Origin of the sequence: Plastoroseomonas hellenica, from assembly GCF_018129085.1 — a bacterium.
Lineage (GTDB): Bacteria > Pseudomonadota > Alphaproteobacteria > Acetobacterales > Acetobacteraceae > Plastoroseomonas > Plastoroseomonas hellenica.
In genome coordinates, this window is the sequence record NZ_JAAGBB010000014.1 from 45,907 (window position 1) to 65,047 (window position 19,141).

The following is a 19,141-nucleotide window of genomic DNA, read 5'->3' on the forward strand; positions in this document are numbered from 1 at the left end:
TGCGCTGCTCCGAGCCCGACAGTCGCCGCCTCACTCCGGCGGCGGCACCGTTCCTTCGCGCGGGTCGATCGGCAGCATGCGGTCGAGGCGTGTGATCTTCTCGAAGAGCGCCGCCACCTGCAGCGCCTTCGTGTCCTGGCGCGGCGGCGCCACGATCTGCAGCCCGATCGGCCGGCCATATTGATCGAAGCCGCAAGGCACCGAGACCGCGGGGCAGCCGGCGAGCGTCGCGAAGGCGTTGATCAGCGATCCCGCCATGTAGTTCTCGAGCGTCTTGCCGCCGATCGTCTCCGGATGGCGCAGCATCACATCGAAGGCAGGCGTGGAGGCACCGGGCGTCACCAACACATCATGATGGCGGAAGACGTCCCGCATGGCTCGGTAGAAGCGCGTGCGCTCATGCTCCGCCCAGGCGAGCTGGCTCGGCGTCGCGGCGAGACCCCGTTCGGTCTGCCAGATGATGTCGGGCTTCAGCTTGTCGCGATGCTCGCGCAGCAGCGCCTCCCGTCCCACCACGAAGTGCTGGCTGCGCAGGATCAGGAAGGCCTCGGTGAGCCGGCCGAGATCGGGGAAGGCTTCCTCCACCGCGATGCCGGCTTCCGCGAATCGGCGCGCGGCCGCCGCGCAGAGGGCGCCGTTCTCCGCGTCCATCGGCATGGCGCCGCCGAAGTCGGCGCTGAAGGCGATGCGCGTCGGGCGCTCCGCTTCCGCGGCGCTGACAGCATCGGCGTAGGACCGATGCGGGGCTTCCCAGGTCAGCGGGTCGTCGATGTCCCAGCCCGCCATGGTGTCGAGGAACAGTGCCAGGTCCGGGATGTCGCGGGCCATCGGCCCCTGGACCGAGAGTTCCGAGAACAGGTCCTGCACCGTGCCACGGGTCACCCGCCCCGGTGAGGGCCGCATGCCGGTCACGCCGCAATAGGTCGCCGGTCGCCGCAGCGACCCGCCATGGTCGGAGCCATGCGCAAGCCAGACCTGGCCTGTCGCCAGCGCCACGGCGCCGCCGCCGGTGGAGCCGCCGCAGGTGAGCGCGGTGTTCCAGGGGTTGCGGGTGCGGCCGAAGACCTCGTTGAAGGTCGATCCGCCGGCGGCGAATTCCGGCGTATTGGACTTGGCGATGACGATGCCGCCGCGCCGCTCGATCCGCTCCACCACCGGGTGCGACTTCGTCGGCACATGGTCGGCGAAGATCGGGCTGCCGAAGGTGGTGCGCACACCCGCGACCTCCGTCACGTCCTTGATCGCGATCGGCAGGCCGCCGAGCCAGCCGGGCTCATGCTCCGCTTCGCGCCGCTGTCCCGCCATCAGCGCCTTGGCGTGGTCGCGGCCGCGATCGAGACAGAGCGTCGGCAGCGCGTTCACCGCGCCATCAGTCGCGGCGATGCGCGCCGCCGCCGCGTCGATCAGCTCGAGCGGCGTCACCTCCCGCTTCGCGAGTGCGGCGGCGACCTCGGTCGCGGTCATCTTGATGAACATAGTATGTCTCCTCAGGCGCCGGCGCGGCCTCCGGCCGCTTGGCTTGCGCGCTGCCGGGTGTGCACCGGCGGCGGCTGTTGGTCGCGCGCGGGGCCGCATTCGCGGCCCCGGCCTGCATCGGCTGACGCCTCGCAGCCCGCCGAAATGGGTGGCGGACTGCGGCCGCGCGGACTGTATCGGCCCTCATTCCAAGCGCAAGCCGGTGTCGCGGATCAATTGCCGCACGATCTCCCGGTCGCGGCGGATGCGCTCGCCGAAGGCCGCGGCGGGCTCGGTCACCGGGTCGTTGCCGCTGGCAATGAGGCGCTGGCGCGTCGCCTCATCGGTGGTCGCATGGCGCAGCGCCGCCTCCAGCCGCGCGATCACCGGCGCAGGCGTTGCCGCGGGTGCGAGCAGCCCGTTCCAGGAGGTCAGGTCGAAGCCCGGGAAGCCGCTTTCCGCGAAGGTCGGCAGGTCGGAGAGGGTGCCGCGCCGCTCCCCGCTGGTCAGCGCAATGCCCCGTGCATGGCCTTCCAGGATCAGCGGCCGCAAGGTGCTGGCGGTGGCGATGGCGGAATCGAGGTTGCCCGCCGCCACGTCGCGCGCGGCATCGGTGCCACCGCGATAGGGCACATGCTCCATGCTGATCCCGGCGCGGGCGGCCAGCAACGCACCGGCGAGGTGCCCGAGAGAGGCGATGCCCGGCGTGCCATAGGCGGCCCCGTTCCGTGCCTTCGCCGCTGCGATGAAGCTTGGCACGTCATTGGCCGGGAAGTCGCGCTTCACCACCAGCACATAGGGCAGCGCCACCACCTGCCCCACCGGCGCGAAGGCGGTCTCGTAATTGAAGGTGATGCTGCGCTGGATCAGCGGCTGCACGGCGAAGGGGAAGCTGTCGAAGAGCAGCGTGTAGCCATCCGCCGGCGCCCCGGCGACGATGCCGGCGGCGATGGATCCGCCCGCGCCTGGACGATTCTCCAGCACCAGCGGCTGGCCGAGGAACTCCGTGATCTTGGGCTGCAGCAGGCGGATCACCGTGTCCGCCTGTCCACCGGGCGAATAGGGCACCATGATGCGCACCGGCCGCGTCGGCCAGGCCTGGGCGGATGCGCTGCGCGGCGCGGAGAGCAACGCCGCCCCCGCCAGCAGGGAACGCCGTGATGCCATCTGCCTGTCCTCCCGAATTCTTGCCGCAAGGCTGCGGACAGGGCGCGACCGCCGTCAAGCAGGATTGCGGGCGGCCCGCGCGGGGCGGCATGCTGCGCGTGCCATGTACAACCCGCCTGCCTTTCGCGAGACCGACACCGCCACCCTGCACGGCCTGATCCGCGCCGGGCGTCTGGCGATCATGCTGAGCCCCAGCGCCGATGGCGGCCTGCCGGACGCGACGCACCTGCCGCTGCTGCTGGATGCCGAAGCCGGACCGCTCGGCACGCTGCACGGCCATGTCGCCCGCGCCAATCCGCACGCCGATGCGTTGCGCCGGAGCGGCCGCGCGCTGGTGATCTTCCCGGGGCCGGAGGCCTATGTCTCACCCTCCCTCTACGCATCGAAGCGCGAGCACGGCAAGGTCGTGCCGACCTGGAACTACGTCGCCGTGCACGCCGAATGCGACGCCGAGGTCTATGACGACGCGGCCCGGTTGCGCGACATCGTCACCCGCCTGACCGACCACCACGAGGCGCCGCGTGCCGAGCGCTGGGCAGTGGGCGACGCGCCGGACAGCTTCGTGGCAGGCCAGCTCAAGGGCATCCTCGGCGTCGTGCTGCGCATCACTACGCTGACCGGCAAGCGCAAGCTGTCGCAGAACCGGCCGGAGGCGGACCGGGACGGCGTGCGCGCGGGGCTCGCCGCGAGCGAGGACCCGCGCGACCGGGAGGTGGCGGCGGCGATGGCGGGAAAGGCTTGAACCCGCCGCGCCACTAATGGCCAGGAGAGTCTCACGCGACGTATGAGACTCGTGCTAGAAGCCGCTCATGTCCCGTGTCGCGGCCCCCCGCGCCCGCCACCGTTCACCCCCCCACACCGCATCGCCCGGCAGCCCGCGCGGCCGGGCGCAGCCGCGCCGCGCGGCTGCGGCGACGCGCCCTTCGCGGCTCGGACGTTTGCTGGCCTGGGGGGTGATCCTGTCGGTCTGGGGCGCCCTGACGATCGGCGCCCTGCTGCTGTTCTTCACCTGGGACATGCCGCGCCCCGAATCGGCGCTGGCCGCGACGCGGCGGCCTTCGGTAACGCTGACCGCCGCCGATGGCCGGATGATCGCGACGAGTGGCGATCTCTATGGGGAGACGCTGCGGCTTTCGGAGATGCCGCGGCACCTGCCGGCGGCGGTGATCGCGATCGAGGACCGGCGCTTCCGGCAGCATTTCGGGCTGGACCTGATCGGGCTGGCGCGCGCGGCCTGGGTCAACCTGACGCGAGGGCAGGTCGCGCAGGGTGGCTCCACCCTCACCCAGCAGCTCGCGAAGAACCTGTTCCTGACGCCCGAGCGCAGCCTGCGCCGCAAGGTGCAGGAGGCGTTGCTGGCACTGTGGCTGGAGCAGCGCTTCACCAAGGACCAGTTGCTCGAGATCTATCTGAACCGCGTCTATCTCGGTGCCGGGGCTTACGGGGTGGATGCGGCGGCGCGGCTGTTCTTCGCCGTCCCGGCGCGGCGGCTGGAGCCCTGGCAATCGGCGATCCTGGCGGGGCTGCCGCGGGCGCCGTCGCGCTTCAACCCACGCGTCAGCCCCGGCGCCGCCGTGGCCCGCGGCGTCGCGGTGCTGGAGGCGATGGCCGAGACCGGCGCCATCGCGCCCGGCGACGTCACGCGGCTGGCGGAGCGGATGCATTTCGCGCCGGTGCCGTCGCGCGATGCGGGCTGGTTCGCCGACTGGGTGCAGGACGATCTCGGCACGCGTTTCCCCGGCAGCGCCGACCTGCTGCTCCGCACCACGCTCAACCCGCGCCTGCAGGCGGCGGCGGAGACGCGGCTGGAAGCCTTGCTCGCCGGCCCCGGCGCGCGGGCGCGTGCGACGCAAGGCGCGGTGGTGGCGTTGGACGCCGACAGCGGCGCGGTACGTGCCATGGTGGGCGGGCGCGACTACCGCAGCAGCCCCTTCAACCGCGCGGTCCAGGCGCGGCGGCAGCCGGGATCCGCCTTCAAGCCCTTCGTCTACCTGGCAGCGCTGGCAGCGGGCGCGACACCGGATGAGGCGGTGGCGGACACCCCGCTGACGCTCGGCGGCTGGTCGCCCGGCAATGGCGGCTGGCGCCCGCGCGGCACCATCACGCTGGAGGAGGCGCTGGCCCAGAGCGTCAACACCGCCGCCGTGCGCGTGCTGATCCGCGCCGGCGGACCGCGGGCGGCTGCGGAACAGGCGCGGCGGCTCGGCCTCACCGGCCCCTTCCCGCGCGACGCCTCGATCGCGCTCGGCACCGGAGAGGCGAGCCTCTTGGAGCTGACCGCGGGCTACGCCGCCTTCGCCAATGGCGGTGCGCGCGTCACACCCTTTGGCATCGCCGATGCGCGGGCCGGCGGCCGGGCGGTAGCCATCACCCATGCCGCGCCGGCGCGGGTGCTGCCGGCGGGGGAAGCGGAGGCGATGCGGCGCATGCTGGAAGCCGTGGTCGAGCGCGGCACCGGGCGCGCCGCGGGGCGTGGTGCCGGCAAGACCGGCACCACCCAGGATTTCCGCGATGCCTGGTTCATCGGCTTCGACCGTGGGCTGGTGGTGGGCGTTTGGCTCGGCAATGACGATGCCTCGCCGATGGAGCAGGTGAGCGGCGGCGGCCTGCCCGTGCGGCTCTGGCGCGAGATCATGGAGACGGGACGATGACCGAGGATGCCCGGGCGGAGCGCCAGCGCATGCTGGCGGCCCTTGCCCCCAAGGTGCAGCACGACGCGAACAACATGTTCACCGTCACGGTGGCGACGCTCGACCTGATGCGACGCGGCCTGGCCGAGACCGATCCGGCGATGAAGCGTATTACCCGGATCGAGGAGGCGACGCGCCGGCTGGAGGCGCTGCTGCGCGGCTATCTGACCGTGGCGCGGCAGGAGGTGGGCGCGCCGGCGCGTGGCGACATCGCGCTGCTGCTGCAGCGCCTGGCGCCGATGCTGCGCCTGGCGCTTGGCCGTGTCACGCTCGACCTCGATGCGCCGGAGAAGGGCGTCGATGCCGAGTTCGACGGCGCCGCGTTGACCGCCGCGTTGCTGGCCATGGCGACCGATGCCGCTGCGACGCTGCCCGCCGGCAGCCGCATCGCGCTGGCGCTGCGGACAGAGCCAGGCGCGGTCGTGCTGACAGCAGAGGGAGCGCCCGCTCCGCTCTCGCTGCGCTTCAGCGCCGTCTGAGGAACCCCGCCGCGCGCTCCGCCAGCATCATCACCGCGGGCTGGATATTGGGCGATGGGATCAGTGGGAAGGCGGAGGCATCCGCGACCGTCAGCCCATCGATGCCCTTGAAGCGCAGCTCCGGGTCGAGCGGCGCCAGGTCGTCGCTGCCCATGCGCACGGTGCCGCAGGGGTGGAAGACGGTGGAGGCGGTGGCGCGGATATGGCGCAGATAGGCGTCATCGTCGCGGGCGTCCTTGCCCGGGCGGATCTCGCCTTCGATGAGCCCGGCGAGAGGCTGCTGCTCGATGACGCGGCGGGAGAGCTTCGCGGCCTCGATCATCACCCGGACGTCGTTCGGGTGATCCAGGTAGTTGGCGCGGATCACCGGCTTGTCCGCGATATCAGGGCTGCGCAGCGTGATGCGGCCGCGGCTGTCCGGCCGGCACTGGCCGAAGTTGAACATGATGCCGGGATGCGGCAGCAGCCCTTCCTGATAGGTCAGCACGGCAAAGTTGATGAAGAGGAGCTGGACCTCCGCCTCCTCCGCGCCCGGCGTCACGCGGGCGAAGGCGTTCGCCTCCCCCGCGCCGATCGCGAGCGGTCCGCCGCGGGCAAGCAGATAACCGAGCCCCATGCCGGCCTGGCGGAAAGGGTTGCGCATGATCTCATTGATGGTGCCGCAGGGGCTGGTGCGCAGGATGAACTTCGCGATCAGGTGGTCCTGCAGGTTCTGCCCGACGCCGGGCGCGTGCAGCCGCGTCTCGATCCCCATCTCCGCCAGATGCGCACCGTCGCCGATGCCGGAGAGCATCAGGAGCTTCGGCGTCTCAATCGCGCCGGCGGAGACCACGACCTGGCGGCGCGCGGTGTAGGTGCGTTCACCGCCCGGCGTCATGGCGGTGATGCCGGTGGCGCGGCCGTTCTCGACCAGGATCCGCGTCGCGATCGCGCCGGTGACGACCTGGAGATTGGGCCGGCCCATCGCCGGCTTCAGGTATTCCCGTGCCGTCGAGGATCGGCGGCCGCGCCGCGTGTTGAGCTGCACAGGACCGGCGCCGTCGATCGGCTGGCCGTTGTTCCAGTCGCGGTTGCGCGGCAGCCCGGCATTCGCGCAGGCGTCGATGAAGGCCGCCGCCGCCCGCGACATCTTCGGCGCGCAGACATGCACGGGCCCCGTGGTGCCGCGGCCTTCCGAAGGCGGGCCTTCCCAGGTCTCCAGCGCGCGGAACACCGGCTCCACCTCGTCCCAGCCCCAGCCGCGTGCGCCGGCCTGGGCCCAACGGTCGAAGTCGCGGGGCGAGCCGCGCAGGAAGACAAGGCCGTTCACGCTACCCGAGCCGCCGAGCACCTTGCCGCGCGGCCAATGGATGCGGCGGTTCTCGAGGCCGGGCTCCGGCTCCGTCTCATAGCGCCAGTCGTAGCGCCCGCTGCCGAAGAGCTTCGCATAACCCATCGGCACATGGATCCACATGTCGCGGTCGGGTGGCCCGGCCTCCAGCAGGATGACGCTGGCCGTGGGGTCTTCCGACAGGCGCGCGGCGAGGATGCAGCCGGCGGAGCCGCCGCCGGCGATGACGAAATCAGCCTCGACGGCAGACATGATCAGAGCTCCAGCCGCACCCCGGTCCGCTGTACCACCTGCCGGAACTTCTCGCTCTCGCGCACGAAGAAGGCGCGCGCATCGGTCGGCGTATTGGGCTGCGTCCAGGGATCGAGGCCGGCGGTCACGAAGCGCTCCCGCAGTTGCGGTTGGGCGAGCGCATCGACGATGCCGCGGTTGAGCGCGGCGACGGCCGCGGGCGGCGTCTCCTTCGGCGCGATCACCGCATACCAATTGCCGATGTCGAAGCCCGGCATGCCGGATTCCGCCAGGGTCGGGATGTCCGGGAAAGCCGGGAAGCGCTGCAGGCCGGTGACCGCGACGCCACGCACCCGGCTGTCGCGCACCTGTCCGGCGGCGGAGGCGAGCACCGCGACGCCCCACTGCGTCTCCCCGCGCGCGATGCTTTCCACCATCAGCCCACCGGAGCGGTAGGGGACATGGGCGAAACGGCCGCCTCGGTCGAGGGCGACCGCCACCATCTCCCCTGCGAAATGCGGCAGCGAGCCGACGCCGGAGGAGGCATAGGGCATGTCCTCCGGATTGCCTGCGCGAAGCCGGCTGACCGTCTCCGCGGCATTGGTGGAGGGGAATTGCGGGCTGGCGACCAGCACCAGCGGCCCGTTCGCGACGATGGCGACATGGGCATAGTCGTTGATCGGGTCGTAGCGGGTGCCGCCCTGCAAGGCATGCGGGATCAGCGCGTGGGAGCTGCATTCGACCAGCATGACGGTATAGCCGTCAGCGGGACGGTAGCGCAGCCAGTCCGAGGCGATGGTGCCGGAGGCGCCGGCGCGGTTTTCCACCACCACACGGCCATTGGGGCCGAGTGCCGGTCCCAGCCGGTCCGCGAGCAGCCGCGCGGCGACGTCGGTGGAGCCGCCGGGTGCGAAGCCGGTGACCATGGTGATGGCGCGATCGGGATAGCCGGACTGCGCGAGCGCCGGCGTGGCGAGCGCGCCGGCGGCAAGGCCCAGGACGCTGCGGCGATGCATGGTAGTCTCTCCCGTTGTTGTTGTCGTTGAGCCCGCCCGCCGGCAATCCCTACTGCGTCACGCCCAGCCGCCGCGCGGTCGCCTGGATGTTCGCCCAGGCGGCTTCCGGCAGCGGCACGCCATTGGCCAGGCGGTCGGCACGTGTCGCCGCCTCCGGCTCGCCAGGCAGCTTCACCGGCACGCTCGCTTCCGCCGGTGTGCAGCCCGCGACCCATTCGGCATAGGCGAGGCCCATGCGCTCGAATTCCGCCTGGGTGCCGAAATGCCTGGGCGAGATGAAGATCGAGAGCATGCCATTGGCGATGCGCGCGCGCTGGTCGACGGGACCGGACGTGCCGCCGCCGGTCAGCGCGCCGCCGAGCATCTCGCACATGAAGGCGAGACCGGAGCCCTTGTGGTCGCCGAAGGCGCGGATCGCGCCCGCACCCTTCGACGCGTCGCGCGGCCCGACCGACTCATAGGGACCATAGAGCGTGCGTGGGTCGCCGGAGAGGTGGCCGTCCGGTTCAATCAGCGCATTCGGCGGCAGCGCCTTGCCGCCGTTCGAGGCCACCAGCACCTTGCCCTCCGCGACCAGGGAGGTCGCGAAATCGAGCACCAGCGGTCGGCCCGGCAGCGGCACACCGACGCTGAAGGGCGCTGTCGAGAAGCGCCGGTCCACGCCACCGAAAGGGGCAACCAGCACGCTGCCCGCGACGTTGACGAAGTGGATGGAGATCAGCCCGGCGCGGATCGCCGCCTCGCTGTAGTCGCCGACGCGGCCGATATGGCCAGCATTGCGCAGCGCGGTGATGCAGATGCCGTTCTGCGATGCGCGTTCGATGCCGAGTGCCACCGCCTGCGGCGCCACCGTCTGGCCGAAGCCGAACTTGCCGTCGAGCACCGCGAAGCTGCCGCCGTCGGTCACCACCTCCGCGGTCTGGCCGCGCAGCACATAGCCAGCCTCGCACCATTCGACATAGCGCGGCACGCGCACCACACCATGGCTGTCATGCCCGGCGAGATTGGCGCCGAGCAGGTGCGCCGCGATGCGCGAGGCTTCGGCTTCGTCGCATGCGGCGGCGATGAAGATGCTGCGGACCAGCGCCTCGAGTTCGGGTGCCGGGATCCGGACGTCATTGGGAGCCATGATATTCCGTACTCTCTACTCTCAGGGAAGGGCCGCGACCTTGCGGGCATTGGGTGCCAGGAGGCGCATATAGGTCGGCTGCACCAGCATCTCAGTTATGTTCACCCGCGCCGGCATGGTCGCGACGAAGAGCGCCATGGCAGCGAGATCCTCGGGCTGCAGCAGGCGTTCGACGTCCTCCTGCGGGACCGGCTCCGGCCGGTTGAGCAGGATCGGCGTCGCGACCTCACCCGGGCAGATGCAGCAGGAGCGGATGTTGTGGATGCCGTTCTCCTGGTTGATCGCCTGGGAGAGGGCCACGAAGCCGGTCTTGGCCGCGGTGTAGCCGGGGCCGGAGAGGAAGGAGACGTTCTTTCCCGCCATGGACGCGATCTGGATGATGAGGCCGCCGCCCTTGGCCTTCATCGCCGGCAGCACGGCGACCGAGGTCTGGAAGGGCGCCGTCAAGTTGCCGTCGACCAGGGTGCGGATCGCCTCCGGCGTGAGCTGGTGCAGGTAGCGGCGCGGCAGGTTCGTGCCGGCGTTGTTCACCAGGATGTCCGGACCGCCGAATGTCTCGGCGACGGTCTTCGCTGCGGCGGTAACCGCGGCGGCGTCAGTCAGGTCGAGCGGCAGGATATGGGCGTCGCCGCCGGCCAGCGCCGCGGTCTCCTCCAGCGGTTCCTTCCGGCGTCCGGTGAGGACCACCTTCGCGCCCTCGGCGGCGAAGGCGACGGCGATGGCGCGGCCGATGCCGCTGCCCGCGCCGGTCACCCAGGCGGTCTTCCCTGCAAGCTTGCTCATCATAGAACCTTGTCTGTCTCGGGATCGATAATGTGCATCTGGTCCATGTCGGCGGCCAGGGTGATTGGCTCGCCGACCGCCACCGGGCAGGCGGGATCGAGCCGTGCGCTGATCTCGTGGCCGTCGATCCTGAAATGCACCAGCGTCTCCATGCCCATCGGCTCGATCACCTCCGGCGTCGCCGGGAAATCGGCGATGTTGCGCTTGTCGGTGGGCTTCTTGTCGGTCAGGTGCTCCGGCCGGATGCCGAGCAGCACCGGGCGCGCCGCATGCGGCGCGTAGCGTGCGGTGCGTTCCGGCGGCACCGGCAGGATGACGCCGGAGCCGAGCACGAGGCGCAGCCCATGGGCGTCGCCCTCGAGCCGTCCGGGGATGAAGTTCATCGCCGGGCTGCCGATGAAGCCGGCCACGAAGCGCGTCGCAGGATGGTGGTACAGCTCCTGCGGCGGCCCGACCTGCTCGATCACGCCGTGGTTCATCACCACCACCCGGTCGGCGAGCGTCATCGCCTCCACCTGGTCGTGGGTCACGTAGACGGTGGTGGTGCGCACCGTCTGGTGCACCTTCTTGATCTCGGTCCGCATCTGCACGCGCAGCTTGGCGTCGAGGTTCGAGAGCGGCTCGTCGAACAGGAAGACCTTGGGGTCGCGCACGATGGCGCGGCCCATGGCGACCCGCTGGCGCTGGCCGCCCGAGAGCGCCTTCGGCTTGCGCTCGAGCAGCGGCACGATATCGAGGATGCGCGCGGCATTGTCGACGCGGCGCTTGATCTCGTCCTTCGGGAATTTCCGGAGCGTGAGCCCGAAGGCCATGTTCTCGAACACGCTCATATGCGGGTAGAGCGCGTAGTTCTGGAACACCATGGCGATGTCACGGTCGCGCGGCGGGATATCGTTCACGACCGTGCCGCCGATCGCGACGTCGCCGCCGGTGATCTCCTCGAGCCCCGCGATCATGCGGAGCGTCGTCGATTTACCGCAACCCGAAGGGCCGACCAGGACCACGAATTCATGGTCCGCGATTTCGAGGTCGATGCCTTTCACCGCCTGGACGTTGCCTTCATAGGCCTTGACCAGCTTGCGAAGCGAGACTTGTGCCATCTGGGTTCAGCCCTTCGTTGCGCCGGCCGTGAGCCCGGCGATGTAGTAATCCATGAGGAAGGCGTAGATCACGACGGGCGGCAGCGCCGCGAGCAGGGCGCCCGCCATGATCTGGCCCCAGGCGAAGGTGTCCGCACGCACGAGCTGGGAGACGATGCCGATGGTCAGCGGCATCTGGTCCGGCGTGGTGACGAAGGCCGTCGGATAGACGAAGGCCGCCCAGGACACGGTGAAGGCGAAGATCGTCGCCGCGATGATGCCGGGCATCGCCACGGGCACGAAGATCTTCAGCAGCATCTGCGACCAGGACGCGCCATCGATCAGCGCCGCCTCGTCCAGCTCCTTCGGGATCGAGGCGAAATAGCCGATCATGATCCAGGTGCAAAAGGGCACCGTCAGCGTCGGATAGACCAGCACCAGGCCCCAGATGCTGTTCAGCAGCCCGAGGCCGCCCACGATCTGATAGAGCGGGATGAACAGCAGCGTGTCTGGTACGAGATAGGTGAGGAAGACGCCGGTGGCCAATGCCTGGCTGCCGAAGAAACGCATGCGCGCCAGCGCGAAGGCGGCGAGCACCGAGATCACCATGGTGATCGCCACCACCAGCACGGTGACGATGGCGCTGTTGACGAAGAAGCGCAGGAACATCCCGTTGCCGAGCAGCGCCGAGTAGTTCTCGAGCGTTGGCGAACGCACCAGCCAGGGATTGCCCTGCATGTTGGCGATCTCGCCGCTGCTCTTCAGGCTGGTGATGAACATGTAGACCGGTGGCGCCAGGAAGATGATGGCGGCCAGGATCAGCGATGCATAGGCCGTCCACATGGCCCAGCGCCGCTCGCGCGAGAGGCTGCCGGCCTTGCTGTAGATGCCGGCGGAGGAAGCGGTGGTCACCGACATCACATCTGCTCCTTGTTCCGACGCGTCACGCCGCGCAGCACGAAGAAGGCGCAGACCGCGAGGATCGGCAGCATGAAGAGGGACACGGCCGCGCCGCGCGGGATGTTCCCGGACAGGATGCCGACCTGGAAGGCGTAGCTCGCGAAGACATGCGTCAGGTCGCGCGGGCCGCCATTGGTCAGCACGCGGACGATGTCGTAGTTCGCGAAGGTGACGATCAGGCTGAACAGCACCGTGATGCTGATGATGTTCGCCATCATCGGCAGGGTGACGTAGCGCAGCCGCTGCCAGCCATTGGCGCCGTCGATCGCCGCCGCTTCATAGAGCTGCTCCGGCACGCTCTTGATCGCCGCCAGGTACATGATCATGAAGAAGGGTGCGCCGTACCAGACGTTCACCATGATGACCGCGATCCGCGCCCAGATCGGCTCGCCGAGCCAGGGAACCGCGGGAACGGCGAAGATCGAGAGGACATAGTTGATCGAGCTGTAGGTCGGATCGAACATCCACCACCAGCCAAGCGTGGACAGCGCCGGCGGAATCACCCAGGGCACCAGCAGCATGCCGCGCCACTTGCGCTGCCCCTTGGCCGGGATGTGGTGCAGCATATGCGCCAGCCAGAAGCCGATCAGCGCCTTCAGCAACACCGCCGTGATGGCGAAGATGCAGGACTGCCAGGCGACGCTCCAGAAGGTGTCCGTGTCGAACAGGATCTCGTAGTTGCCGAAGCCGATGTTGCGGACCATGGTCCGGTTCAGCGTCGACAGGTAGATGCCGTAGCCCGCCGGATAGGCGACGAGGCCGACGATCACGGCCAGCAGCGGCAGGGTCATCAGGAAGGCGATGGTCGAGCGCCGTCGCGCGAAGCGCTGCAGGCTGCCGGATCCGGGGGCGTGGGTCGCGGGCGTTCTGCCAGCGGTGAGCGTATCGGCGGGCATCTATTCCTCCTGCCGGGAAGCGAGGCGGGCGGAGGCTGCGCCCCCGCCCGGACGCGGTCAGCCGCGCGCGAAGTTGCGGAGTTCGCGTTCGGCCCAGGTCAGCGCCTGGTCGACCGTCTCCCCACCCTGCGCCACGCGGGCGATCATCTTGGTGTTGATCGCCTGGTTGTATCCCTGCACAGCGATTTCCGCCGGAGCCGGCGCGAAGGCGATGTTCTGCTGCGCATTGTGGTGCGGCTTCAGCGGGTAGTTGAAGACGACGCCGGTGGGCGGGCCTTCGGTCGCCCAGATCTGGAAATCCGACATGGTGCCGAAGGGCGGGATGTCGTAGCCGCTGCTGGTCGTGGTCTGCGCCTCCGCCTGCTCGCGCTCGGAGAGGAATTCGAGCAGCCCCTTGGCCGCCGGCTTCTGGCGGCTGAAGCTCCAGATGCCCCAGAAATACGGCAGGTAAGGCGTGAAGCGGCCGGCCGGGCCGGCCGGCATCGGGAAGGTCCAGCACTTCTCGGCCACCTGCGGCGCGTCGCGCTTCGCCACCGCCCAGGTGGAGGGCGGGTTGAAGATGAGCGCTGAGCGGCCGGAGATCAGCGCGCGATTGTTGGACGCGTCATCCCAGGCATAGACATCGTTCGGCAGGAAGCGGCAGAGACGCACCGCGTATTCCAGCGCCGTGCGCACCGCCGGATTGTTGCGCACGGTGACGTTGCCGCGCTCATCGACCAGGTTCGCGCCATAGCTGCGGAACAGCGCGCCGACCCAGTCCACGGCATCGGTGAAGCTGCCCATCGGCAGGCCGAAGGGTACCTGCGCCTGGGCGCATTTCTCGGCGGCGACCAGGAAATTGTCCCAGGTCCATTGGTCCACGCCCGGGCCGACCTGGTTGGCCGCCGGATACATCGCCTGCACATCGATGCCGGCATGCTGCTTCAGCAGGTCGAAGCGGCCGAGCGAGGGCTTGTGCTGGCTGCCGGACACCGCCGGAATCCCCCGCCAGGAGCCTTCGCGCTTGGCCAGGTATTCGGCGATCGGGTTGATCGCGCCGTATTTGGCGACCAGGCGGCCGACCACATCGTCCACCGGCTCCAGCAGCCGGGCGTGGGCCGAGGGCTCCCAGGTCGGGAAGCTCAGGATGTCATGGCCGGAGCGGCTCTGCGCCTGGGCGGCGATGGTCAGCAGGTTCTGGTTGCCGACCGAGGTGATGAAGTCGATCTGCACCTCGACACGGTTGCGCTGGCCCCATTCGGCGCAGAGGCGGCGCATGACGTCGTTGCCGACCGGCACCCAGTGGTCCCAGAAGCCGCAGCGCAAGGTGCCGCCGGTGCCCTGCGCATGCACCATCGGTGCCGACAGGACGCCGGCCGCCAGGACGCCCGCGCCGGAGCGCAGGACGTTGCGACGGGAAACGCCATTGATCGTCCGCTTGGACATTCCCTAGATCCCTCCCCATCAGGCCTTTTCGGCCTGGTTTGCGCGGCCACGTTAGGCAGGGCCTGCATGGTTCTGCAATCCTGCACGAGCACTGGATTGCGCCTTCGCACCGGTAAGGGCAGCTTGCCGGCATGGAGCTGCACAATTTCGATGCGATCGTCATCGGCGCGGGCATGGCCGGCGCCACCGCCGCCGCGCATCTCGCCCCCACCCGCCGGGTCGCCCTGCTGGAAGCCGAGGAGACCGCCGGCTACCACACCACCGGCCGGTCCGCGGCGATCTGGATCCTGAATTACGGGCCGCCCGATGTGCGGGCGCTCTCCGGCGCATCCCGCAGCTTTTTCGAGACGCCGCCAGACGGTTTTCCGCCGCTGGCGCATCGCCGCGCGGTGGTGACCCTGGCGCCGCCGTCACAGGCCGCTCATCTGGCGTCCATGATCGCGGAAGGCGCCGGGATCGAACCCTTCCCACTGGCCGAGATCGCCGTCCAGGTCCCCGTGCTGCGCCCGGGCTATGCGGCCGCCGCCGCTATCGAGCGCGACGCCTTCGACATCGACGTCGCCGCGCTGCACCAGGGCTTCCTGCGCACGGTGCAGCGGAACGGCGTGCTGGCGCTGCGCCATCGCGCGTCCCTGATACGGCGGACGGACGGGCTCTGGCATGCGGAGACCAGCGGCGGCGCGAGTTTCGCCGCCCCGATCCTGGTGAACGCCGCCGGCGCCTGGGGCGACGAGGTCGCGCGCATCGCCGAGATCCCCACGATCGGGTTGCAACCCAAGCGCCGCACCGCGCTGATCGTCGATCCCGGGGCGCATGATTGTTCCGCCTGGCCGCTGGTGGGCGATTGCGACCACACCTGGTACGTCCGGCCGGAGGCGCGGCGGAAGCTGATGGTCAGCCCGGCCGACGAGACCGACAGCGATCCCTGCGACGCACAGCCGGAGGAGATCGACATCGCGATCGCGATCGACCGCATGCAGCAGGCGCTCGACATCCCGGTAACCCGGGTGGAGCACGCCTGGGCCGGGCTCCGCACCTTCACCCCGGACCGGAGCCTGGCGATCGGCGCCGGCAGCGCGCCCGGCTTCTTCTGGATGTGCGGCCAGGGCGGCTACGGCATCCAGACCGCGCCCGCCGCCGGCGCGCTGCTGGCATGCCTGATCGACGGTCGCGACCCGGGGCCGCTCGCGGCCATCATTCCGGCCGTCGATCCCCGCCGCCTGGAAAGAACCACATGAGCCAAGCCGCCCTGCCGGACCTTATGAATCAGGCCGCCCTGCCGGGCTTTGCCGATGTCCTCGCCGCCGCCGAGCGCCTGAGGGGCCACATCATCCGCACGCCGCTGCTGCGCCACCCGCTGCTGGACCAGCTCACCGGCGGCACCGTGCTGGTGAAGCCGGAGCCGCTGCAACGCACCGGCAGCTTCAAGCTGCGCGGCGCCACCAATGCGGCGCTGCTGCTGGCAGCCACAGGCGACCGCGGCGGCATCGTCACCCATTCCTCCGGCAATCACGGCCAGGCCTGCGCCGCGGCCGCGCATGCACTCGGCCTCAAGGCGACGATCGCGATGCCCGCCGACGCGCCAGCCATCAAGGTCGAGAGCACGCGCCGCTGGGGCGCCGAGATCATCCCCTTCGACCGCCACAACACCGACCGAGACGCGCTGACCGCCCGGCTGGCGGAGGAGCGTGGCGCGACAGTCATCCCGCCCTTCGACCACCCGCATGTCATCGCCGGCCAGGGCACCATGGCGCTGGAGCTGATCGAGGACGCCAGGGCGATCGGCCTCTCCCCGGATGCGCTGGCGATCTGCACCGGCGGTGGCGGGTTGATCGGCGGCTCGGCGCTGACCGCCGAGGCGCTGATCCCGGGCGCCGAGATCTGGGCGGTGGAGCCGGAGGGCTGGGACGACACCCGGCAATCGCTCGCCGCCGGGCATCGCGTCGCAGTCGATGGCAGCGGTCCCGGCCTCTGCGATTCGCTGCTGTCGAAGCAGCCGGGCGCGCTCACCTTCGCGATCAACCAGCCGCGCCTCGCGGGCGGCGTCGCGGTGACGGAGGCGGAGGTGTTCCGCGCCATGCGCTTCGCCTTCGAGCATCTGAAGGTGGTGGTGGAGCCGGGCGGCGCCGTCGCGCTGGCCGCGGTGCTGGCCGGCAAGGTCGACGCCCGTGGGCGCATCGTCGGGCTGGTGATGAGCGGGGGCAATGTCGATCCCGCGGTCTTCGCACGCGCCCTGGCCGCTTCCGCCTGATGCTGCGCGGGCTGCGCCACCGCCCCCTGCTGCTGGCAGCGGTGGGCACTGGCCTGGCCTGCGGCGGCCTGCTCTGGGTGACCGGCGTGCGGGTGCCGACGGCGGTGCTGCTCGGCTGGTGCGTCACGGTGCTGACGCATGCGGTGCCGACCACGATGTCCGCGCTGCGCGCGACGCCAGCGGCGATCCGTCGCCGTGCCGAGCTGCTGGACGAGGGCGAGACCGCCGTGCTGCTGACCAGCCTCGGCGCCGCCGGCGCATCGCTGGTGGCAGTGTTCTGGCATCTGGCTTCGGCCGATGGTGAAGCCAGCCCGGCGCATGTGGCGCTGGCGATCGCCGCCATCGCGCTGTCCTGGGGTTATGTGCATCTGCTCTTCGCGATCCGCTACGCGCATGAATACTGGCGCGCCGGCGGCGGCCTCGACCTGCCCGGCGGCGGCAAGCCGGACTTCCCCGACTTCCTCTATATCGCCTTCACCATCGGCATGACCTTCCAGACTTCCGACACCGGCCTGGCGACACGCGTCATGCGGCGCCTGGCGCTCGGCCATGCGCTGGTGTCCTTCGTCTTCAACATGATCATCCTGGCCGCCGCGGTGAACATCGCGGCCGGCCTGGTACATTAAAGGCCCGGCACGCCTGTCGCGCCGGGCCCGTCAGTCCAATGGATAAAAGTAAAAGAAGGGGTGCGGGGGAATTCCTTCCCCCGCTCTTCCTCACCCGCGATGGGCCTCCCGCCCCCGCTCGGCGCTGGCCCAGCGGTGCTCATGCACCAGGCCGTCATCGAAATCCGGCTCCGGCGGGCGGTTGACCAGGGCCGGACGGTTGCGTTCGCTGCTGGCCCAGTTGTGGCTGTGCACCAGGCCGTCATCATGGTCGTCGTTGCGGGGAATGGACATGGTGTCGTTCCTTCTCAATGCGCCGGCGCGAACTGCGCCGCTTCGGTGCTGTGGGCCATGGCGGTGGTGCTCGCCTGGCCGCCCGAGGCCGCCATCGCCACCGCGTCGAAGTAGGAGACGCCGACCTCGCGCTGGTGGCGGACGGCGGTGAAGCCTTCCGTCTCGGCCGCGAATTCGGCCTGCTGGAGCTCGCTGTAGGCGCCCATGCCGCGCTCGGCATAGCCGCGCGCCAGGTTGAACATGGACAGGTTGAGGCTGTGGAAGCCGGCGAGCGTCACGAACTGGAACTTGTAGCCCATGGCGCCGAGCTCGCGCTGGAACCGGGTCGCGGCCTCGACGCCCATCTTCCGCTGCCAGTTGAAGCTCGGCGAGCAGTTGTAGGCGAGCATCTTGCCCGGGAACTCGCGATGGATCGCCTCCGCGAAGGCACGCGCATCGTCGAGGTCGGGGTCGGAGGTCTCCCACCAGAGCAGGTCGGCATAGGGCGCATAGGCGAGGCCGCGGGCGATTGCGTATTGCTTGCCGACCCCAGGCCTGATCCGGAAGAAGCCCTCCGCCGTGCGCTCATTGCCGATGAAGGGGCGGTCCCGCTCGTCGACATCGGCGGTCAGGAGCTGCGCGCTCTCGGCGTCGGTGCGGCAGAGCAGCACGGTGGGCACGCCCTCCACATCGGCGGCGAGGCGGGCGGCGTTCAGGGTGCGGATATGCTGGCTGATCGGCACCAGCACCTTGCCGCCGAGATGGCCGCACTTCTTCTCCGAGGCGAGCTGGTCCTCGAAATGCACGCCAGCGGCGCCGGCATCGATCATCGCGCGCATCAGCTCATAGGCGTTGAGCGCGCCGCCGAAACCGGCTTCCGCATCGGCGATGACCGGCGCCATGTAGTGGGTGCGGTCGTCCGCCTTGCCGTCGGCGCGTTCCAAGGTCGCGATCTGGTCGGCGCGGCGCAGCGCGTTGTTGATGCGCCGGATCACGGTGGGCACGGAATCGACCGGGTAGAGCGACTGGTCCGGATACATGGTGGCGGCGGAATTGGCATCCGCGGCGACCTGCCAGCCGGAGAGGTAGATCGCCTTCAACCCGGCCTTGACCTGCTGCAGGGCCTGCATGCCGGTGAGCGCGCCGAGGGTCGGCACGAAGGGCTCCTCCTTCAGGAGTTGCCAGAGGCGGCGGGCGCCGCGGTCGGCCAGCGTATGGGCGATCCGGAAGCTGCCGGCGAGGCGGGCGACATCGGCCTCGCTGTAGTCGCGACGGATGCCGTCGAAGCGGCCGGGCTCGGGCGTATAGCCGCCGAAGCCACTGCCGTCGGGGGCGAAGGCGGGGTTCGGGGTGGGGCGCATGTCAAATCCTC

18 protein-coding genes are annotated in these 19,141 nt (G+C 70.1%); 6 read left to right on the plus strand and 12 right to left on the minus strand.

Going from position 1 to position 19,141, the window contains the following annotated elements; genetic code table 11:
• Positions 1-30 precede the first annotated feature (30 nt).
• Positions 31-1,476, minus strand: coding sequence for an amidase (locus GXW71_RS13215; protein WP_211852988.1), 1,446 nt, complete (start codon positions 1,474-1,476; stop codon positions 31-33).
• A 183-nt stretch (positions 1,477-1,659) separates the two neighbouring features.
• Positions 1,660-2,622, minus strand: coding sequence for a Bug family tripartite tricarboxylate transporter substrate binding protein (locus tag GXW71_RS13220; protein ID WP_211852989.1), 963 nt, complete (start codon positions 2,620-2,622; stop codon positions 1,660-1,662).
• 103 nt (positions 2,623-2,725) lie between these two features.
• Here GXW71_RS13220 and GXW71_RS13225 point away from each other — a divergent pair, with 103 nt between their 5' ends.
• The 3 genes from GXW71_RS13225 (at position 2,726) to GXW71_RS13235 (ending at position 5,791) form a co-directional block, all read left to right on the plus strand.
• On the plus strand, positions 2,726-3,364 hold the full coding sequence (locus GXW71_RS13225; RefSeq protein ID WP_211852990.1) for an FMN-binding negative transcriptional regulator: 639 nt from the start codon (positions 2,726-2,728) through the stop codon (positions 3,362-3,364).
• A gap of 67 nt (positions 3,365-3,431) precedes the next feature.
• Positions 3,432-5,273, plus strand: a complete 1,842-nt coding sequence (locus GXW71_RS13230) for a transglycosylase domain-containing protein (RefSeq protein ID WP_211852991.1) — start codon at positions 3,432-3,434, stop codon at positions 5,271-5,273.
• Entirely contained in the window at positions 5,270-5,791 is a 522-nt protein-coding gene (locus GXW71_RS13235; protein WP_211852992.1) for a nitrogen regulation protein NR(II), read from the plus strand. The genes GXW71_RS13230 and GXW71_RS13235 overlap by 4 nt, the downstream gene beginning before the upstream one ends.
• On the opposite strand, the gene GXW71_RS13240 is transcribed toward GXW71_RS13235, so the two are convergent.
• From GXW71_RS13240 to GXW71_RS13275, 8 genes are read right to left on the minus strand one after another with little or no spacing between them, the layout of a single operon-like run.
• Positions 5,778-7,373, minus strand: a complete 1,596-nt coding sequence (locus GXW71_RS13240) for a GMC family oxidoreductase (RefSeq protein WP_211852993.1) — start codon at positions 7,371-7,373, stop codon at positions 5,778-5,780. The genes GXW71_RS13235 and GXW71_RS13240 overlap by 14 nt on opposite strands.
• A 2-nt stretch (positions 7,374-7,375) precedes the next feature.
• A complete protein-coding gene (locus GXW71_RS13245; RefSeq protein ID WP_211852994.1) occupies positions 7,376-8,368 on the minus strand; it encodes a Bug family tripartite tricarboxylate transporter substrate binding protein in 993 nt (330 codons plus the stop codon).
• A gap of 49 nt (positions 8,369-8,417) precedes the next feature.
• Positions 8,418-9,497, minus strand: a complete 1,080-nt coding sequence (locus GXW71_RS13250) for a malate/lactate/ureidoglycolate dehydrogenase (protein WP_246526536.1) — start codon at positions 9,495-9,497, stop codon at positions 8,418-8,420.
• Between the two features lie 21 nt (positions 9,498-9,518).
• Positions 9,519-10,280 (minus strand): SDR family oxidoreductase, encoded by a 762-nt coding sequence (locus GXW71_RS13255; protein WP_211852995.1) that lies wholly within the window; start codon positions 10,278-10,280, stop codon positions 9,519-9,521.
• Complete coding sequence (locus tag GXW71_RS13260) at positions 10,280-11,380, minus strand: ABC transporter ATP-binding protein (protein ID WP_211852996.1); 1,101 nt, start codon at positions 11,378-11,380, stop codon at positions 10,280-10,282. Before GXW71_RS13260 ends, GXW71_RS13255 begins: the two co-directional genes overlap by 1 nt.
• A 6-nt stretch (positions 11,381-11,386) precedes the next feature.
• Complete coding sequence (locus GXW71_RS13265) at positions 11,387-12,277, minus strand: carbohydrate ABC transporter permease (protein WP_211852997.1); 891 nt, start codon at positions 12,275-12,277, stop codon at positions 11,387-11,389.
• Entirely contained in the window at positions 12,277-13,215 is a 939-nt protein-coding gene (locus tag GXW71_RS13270; protein WP_211852998.1) for a carbohydrate ABC transporter permease, read from the minus strand. Before GXW71_RS13270 ends, GXW71_RS13265 begins: the two co-directional genes overlap by 1 nt.
• 57 nt (positions 13,216-13,272) lie before the next feature.
• A complete protein-coding gene (locus tag GXW71_RS13275; protein WP_211852999.1) occupies positions 13,273-14,640 on the minus strand; it encodes an ABC transporter substrate-binding protein in 1,368 nt (455 codons plus the stop codon).
• Between the two features lie 131 nt (positions 14,641-14,771).
• On the opposite strand from GXW71_RS13275, the gene GXW71_RS13280 reads away from it, so the two are divergent.
• From GXW71_RS13280 to GXW71_RS13290, 3 genes are read left to right on the plus strand one after another with little or no spacing between them, the layout of a single operon-like run.
• Complete coding sequence (locus tag GXW71_RS13280; protein WP_211853000.1) at positions 14,772-15,878, plus strand: NAD(P)/FAD-dependent oxidoreductase; 1,107 nt, start codon at positions 14,772-14,774, stop codon at positions 15,876-15,878.
• Positions 15,875-16,891 carry a threonine ammonia-lyase gene (locus GXW71_RS13285; RefSeq protein WP_246526537.1) on the plus strand — a complete coding sequence of 339 codons (1,017 nt, stop codon included), beginning with the start codon at positions 15,875-15,877 and terminating at the stop codon, positions 16,889-16,891. Before GXW71_RS13280 ends, GXW71_RS13285 begins: the two co-directional genes overlap by 4 nt.
• Positions 16,891-17,517: a DUF1345 domain-containing protein gene (locus GXW71_RS13290; RefSeq protein WP_211853001.1), complete on the plus strand. Its 627-nt coding sequence runs from the start codon at positions 16,891-16,893 to the stop codon at positions 17,515-17,517. The genes GXW71_RS13285 and GXW71_RS13290 overlap by 1 nt, the downstream gene beginning before the upstream one ends.
• A gap of 90 nt (positions 17,518-17,607) precedes the next feature.
• On the opposite strand, the gene GXW71_RS13295 is transcribed toward GXW71_RS13290, so the two are convergent.
• Positions 17,608-17,790 carry a hypothetical protein gene (locus tag GXW71_RS13295; RefSeq protein ID WP_211853002.1) on the minus strand — a complete coding sequence of 61 codons (183 nt, stop codon included), beginning with the start codon at positions 17,788-17,790 and terminating at the stop codon, positions 17,608-17,610.
• A 14-nt stretch (positions 17,791-17,804) separates the two neighbouring features.
• A complete protein-coding gene (aceA, locus tag GXW71_RS13300) occupies positions 17,805-19,130 on the minus strand; it encodes an isocitrate lyase (RefSeq protein WP_211853003.1) in 1,326 nt (441 codons plus the stop codon).
• Positions 19,131-19,141 lie beyond the last annotated feature (11 nt).

Coding starts and splice junctions, on each gene's coding strand:
- GXW71_RS13215 (WP_211852988.1), bottom strand. CDS start 1,476: ATGTTCATCAAGATGACCGCGACCGAGGTCGCCGCCGCACTCGCGAAG.
- GXW71_RS13220 (WP_211852989.1), bottom strand. CDS start 2,622: ATGGCATCACGGCGTTCCCTGCTGGCGGGGGCGGCGTTGCTCTCCGCG.
- GXW71_RS13225 (WP_211852990.1), top strand. CDS start 2,726: ATGTACAACCCGCCTGCCTTTCGCGAGACCGACACCGCCACCCTGCAC.
- GXW71_RS13230 (WP_211852991.1), top strand. CDS start 3,432: ATGTCCCGTGTCGCGGCCCCCCGCGCCCGCCACCGTTCACCCCCCCAC.
- GXW71_RS13235 (WP_211852992.1), top strand. CDS start 5,270: ATGACCGAGGATGCCCGGGCGGAGCGCCAGCGCATGCTGGCGGCCCTT.
- GXW71_RS13240 (WP_211852993.1), bottom strand. CDS start 7,373: ATGTCTGCCGTCGAGGCTGATTTCGTCATCGCCGGCGGCGGCTCCGCC.
- GXW71_RS13245 (WP_211852994.1), bottom strand. CDS start 8,368: ATGCATCGCCGCAGCGTCCTGGGCCTTGCCGCCGGCGCGCTCGCCACG.
- GXW71_RS13250 (WP_246526536.1), bottom strand. CDS start 9,497: ATGGCTCCCAATGACGTCCGGATCCCGGCACCCGAACTCGAGGCGCTG.
- GXW71_RS13255 (WP_211852995.1), bottom strand. CDS start 10,280: ATGAGCAAGCTTGCAGGGAAGACCGCCTGGGTGACCGGCGCGGGCAGC.
- GXW71_RS13260 (WP_211852996.1), bottom strand. CDS start 11,380: ATGGCACAAGTCTCGCTTCGCAAGCTGGTCAAGGCCTATGAAGGCAAC.
- GXW71_RS13265 (WP_211852997.1), bottom strand. CDS start 12,277: ATGTCGGTGACCACCGCTTCCTCCGCCGGCATCTACAGCAAGGCCGGC.
- GXW71_RS13270 (WP_211852998.1), bottom strand. CDS start 13,215: ATGCCCGCCGATACGCTCACCGCTGGCAGAACGCCCGCGACCCACGCC.
- GXW71_RS13275 (WP_211852999.1), bottom strand. CDS start 14,640: ATGTCCAAGCGGACGATCAATGGCGTTTCCCGTCGCAACGTCCTGCGC.
- GXW71_RS13280 (WP_211853000.1), top strand. CDS start 14,772: ATGGAGCTGCACAATTTCGATGCGATCGTCATCGGCGCGGGCATGGCC.
- GXW71_RS13285 (WP_246526537.1), top strand. CDS start 15,875: ATGAGCCAAGCCGCCCTGCCGGACCTTATGAATCAGGCCGCCCTGCCG.
- GXW71_RS13290 (WP_211853001.1), top strand. CDS start 16,891: ATGCTGCGCGGGCTGCGCCACCGCCCCCTGCTGCTGGCAGCGGTGGGC.
- GXW71_RS13295 (WP_211853002.1), bottom strand. CDS start 17,790: ATGTCCATTCCCCGCAACGACGACCATGATGACGGCCTGGTGCACAGC.
- aceA (WP_211853003.1), bottom strand. CDS start 19,130: ATGCGCCCCACCCCGAACCCCGCCTTCGCCCCCGACGGCAGTGGCTTC.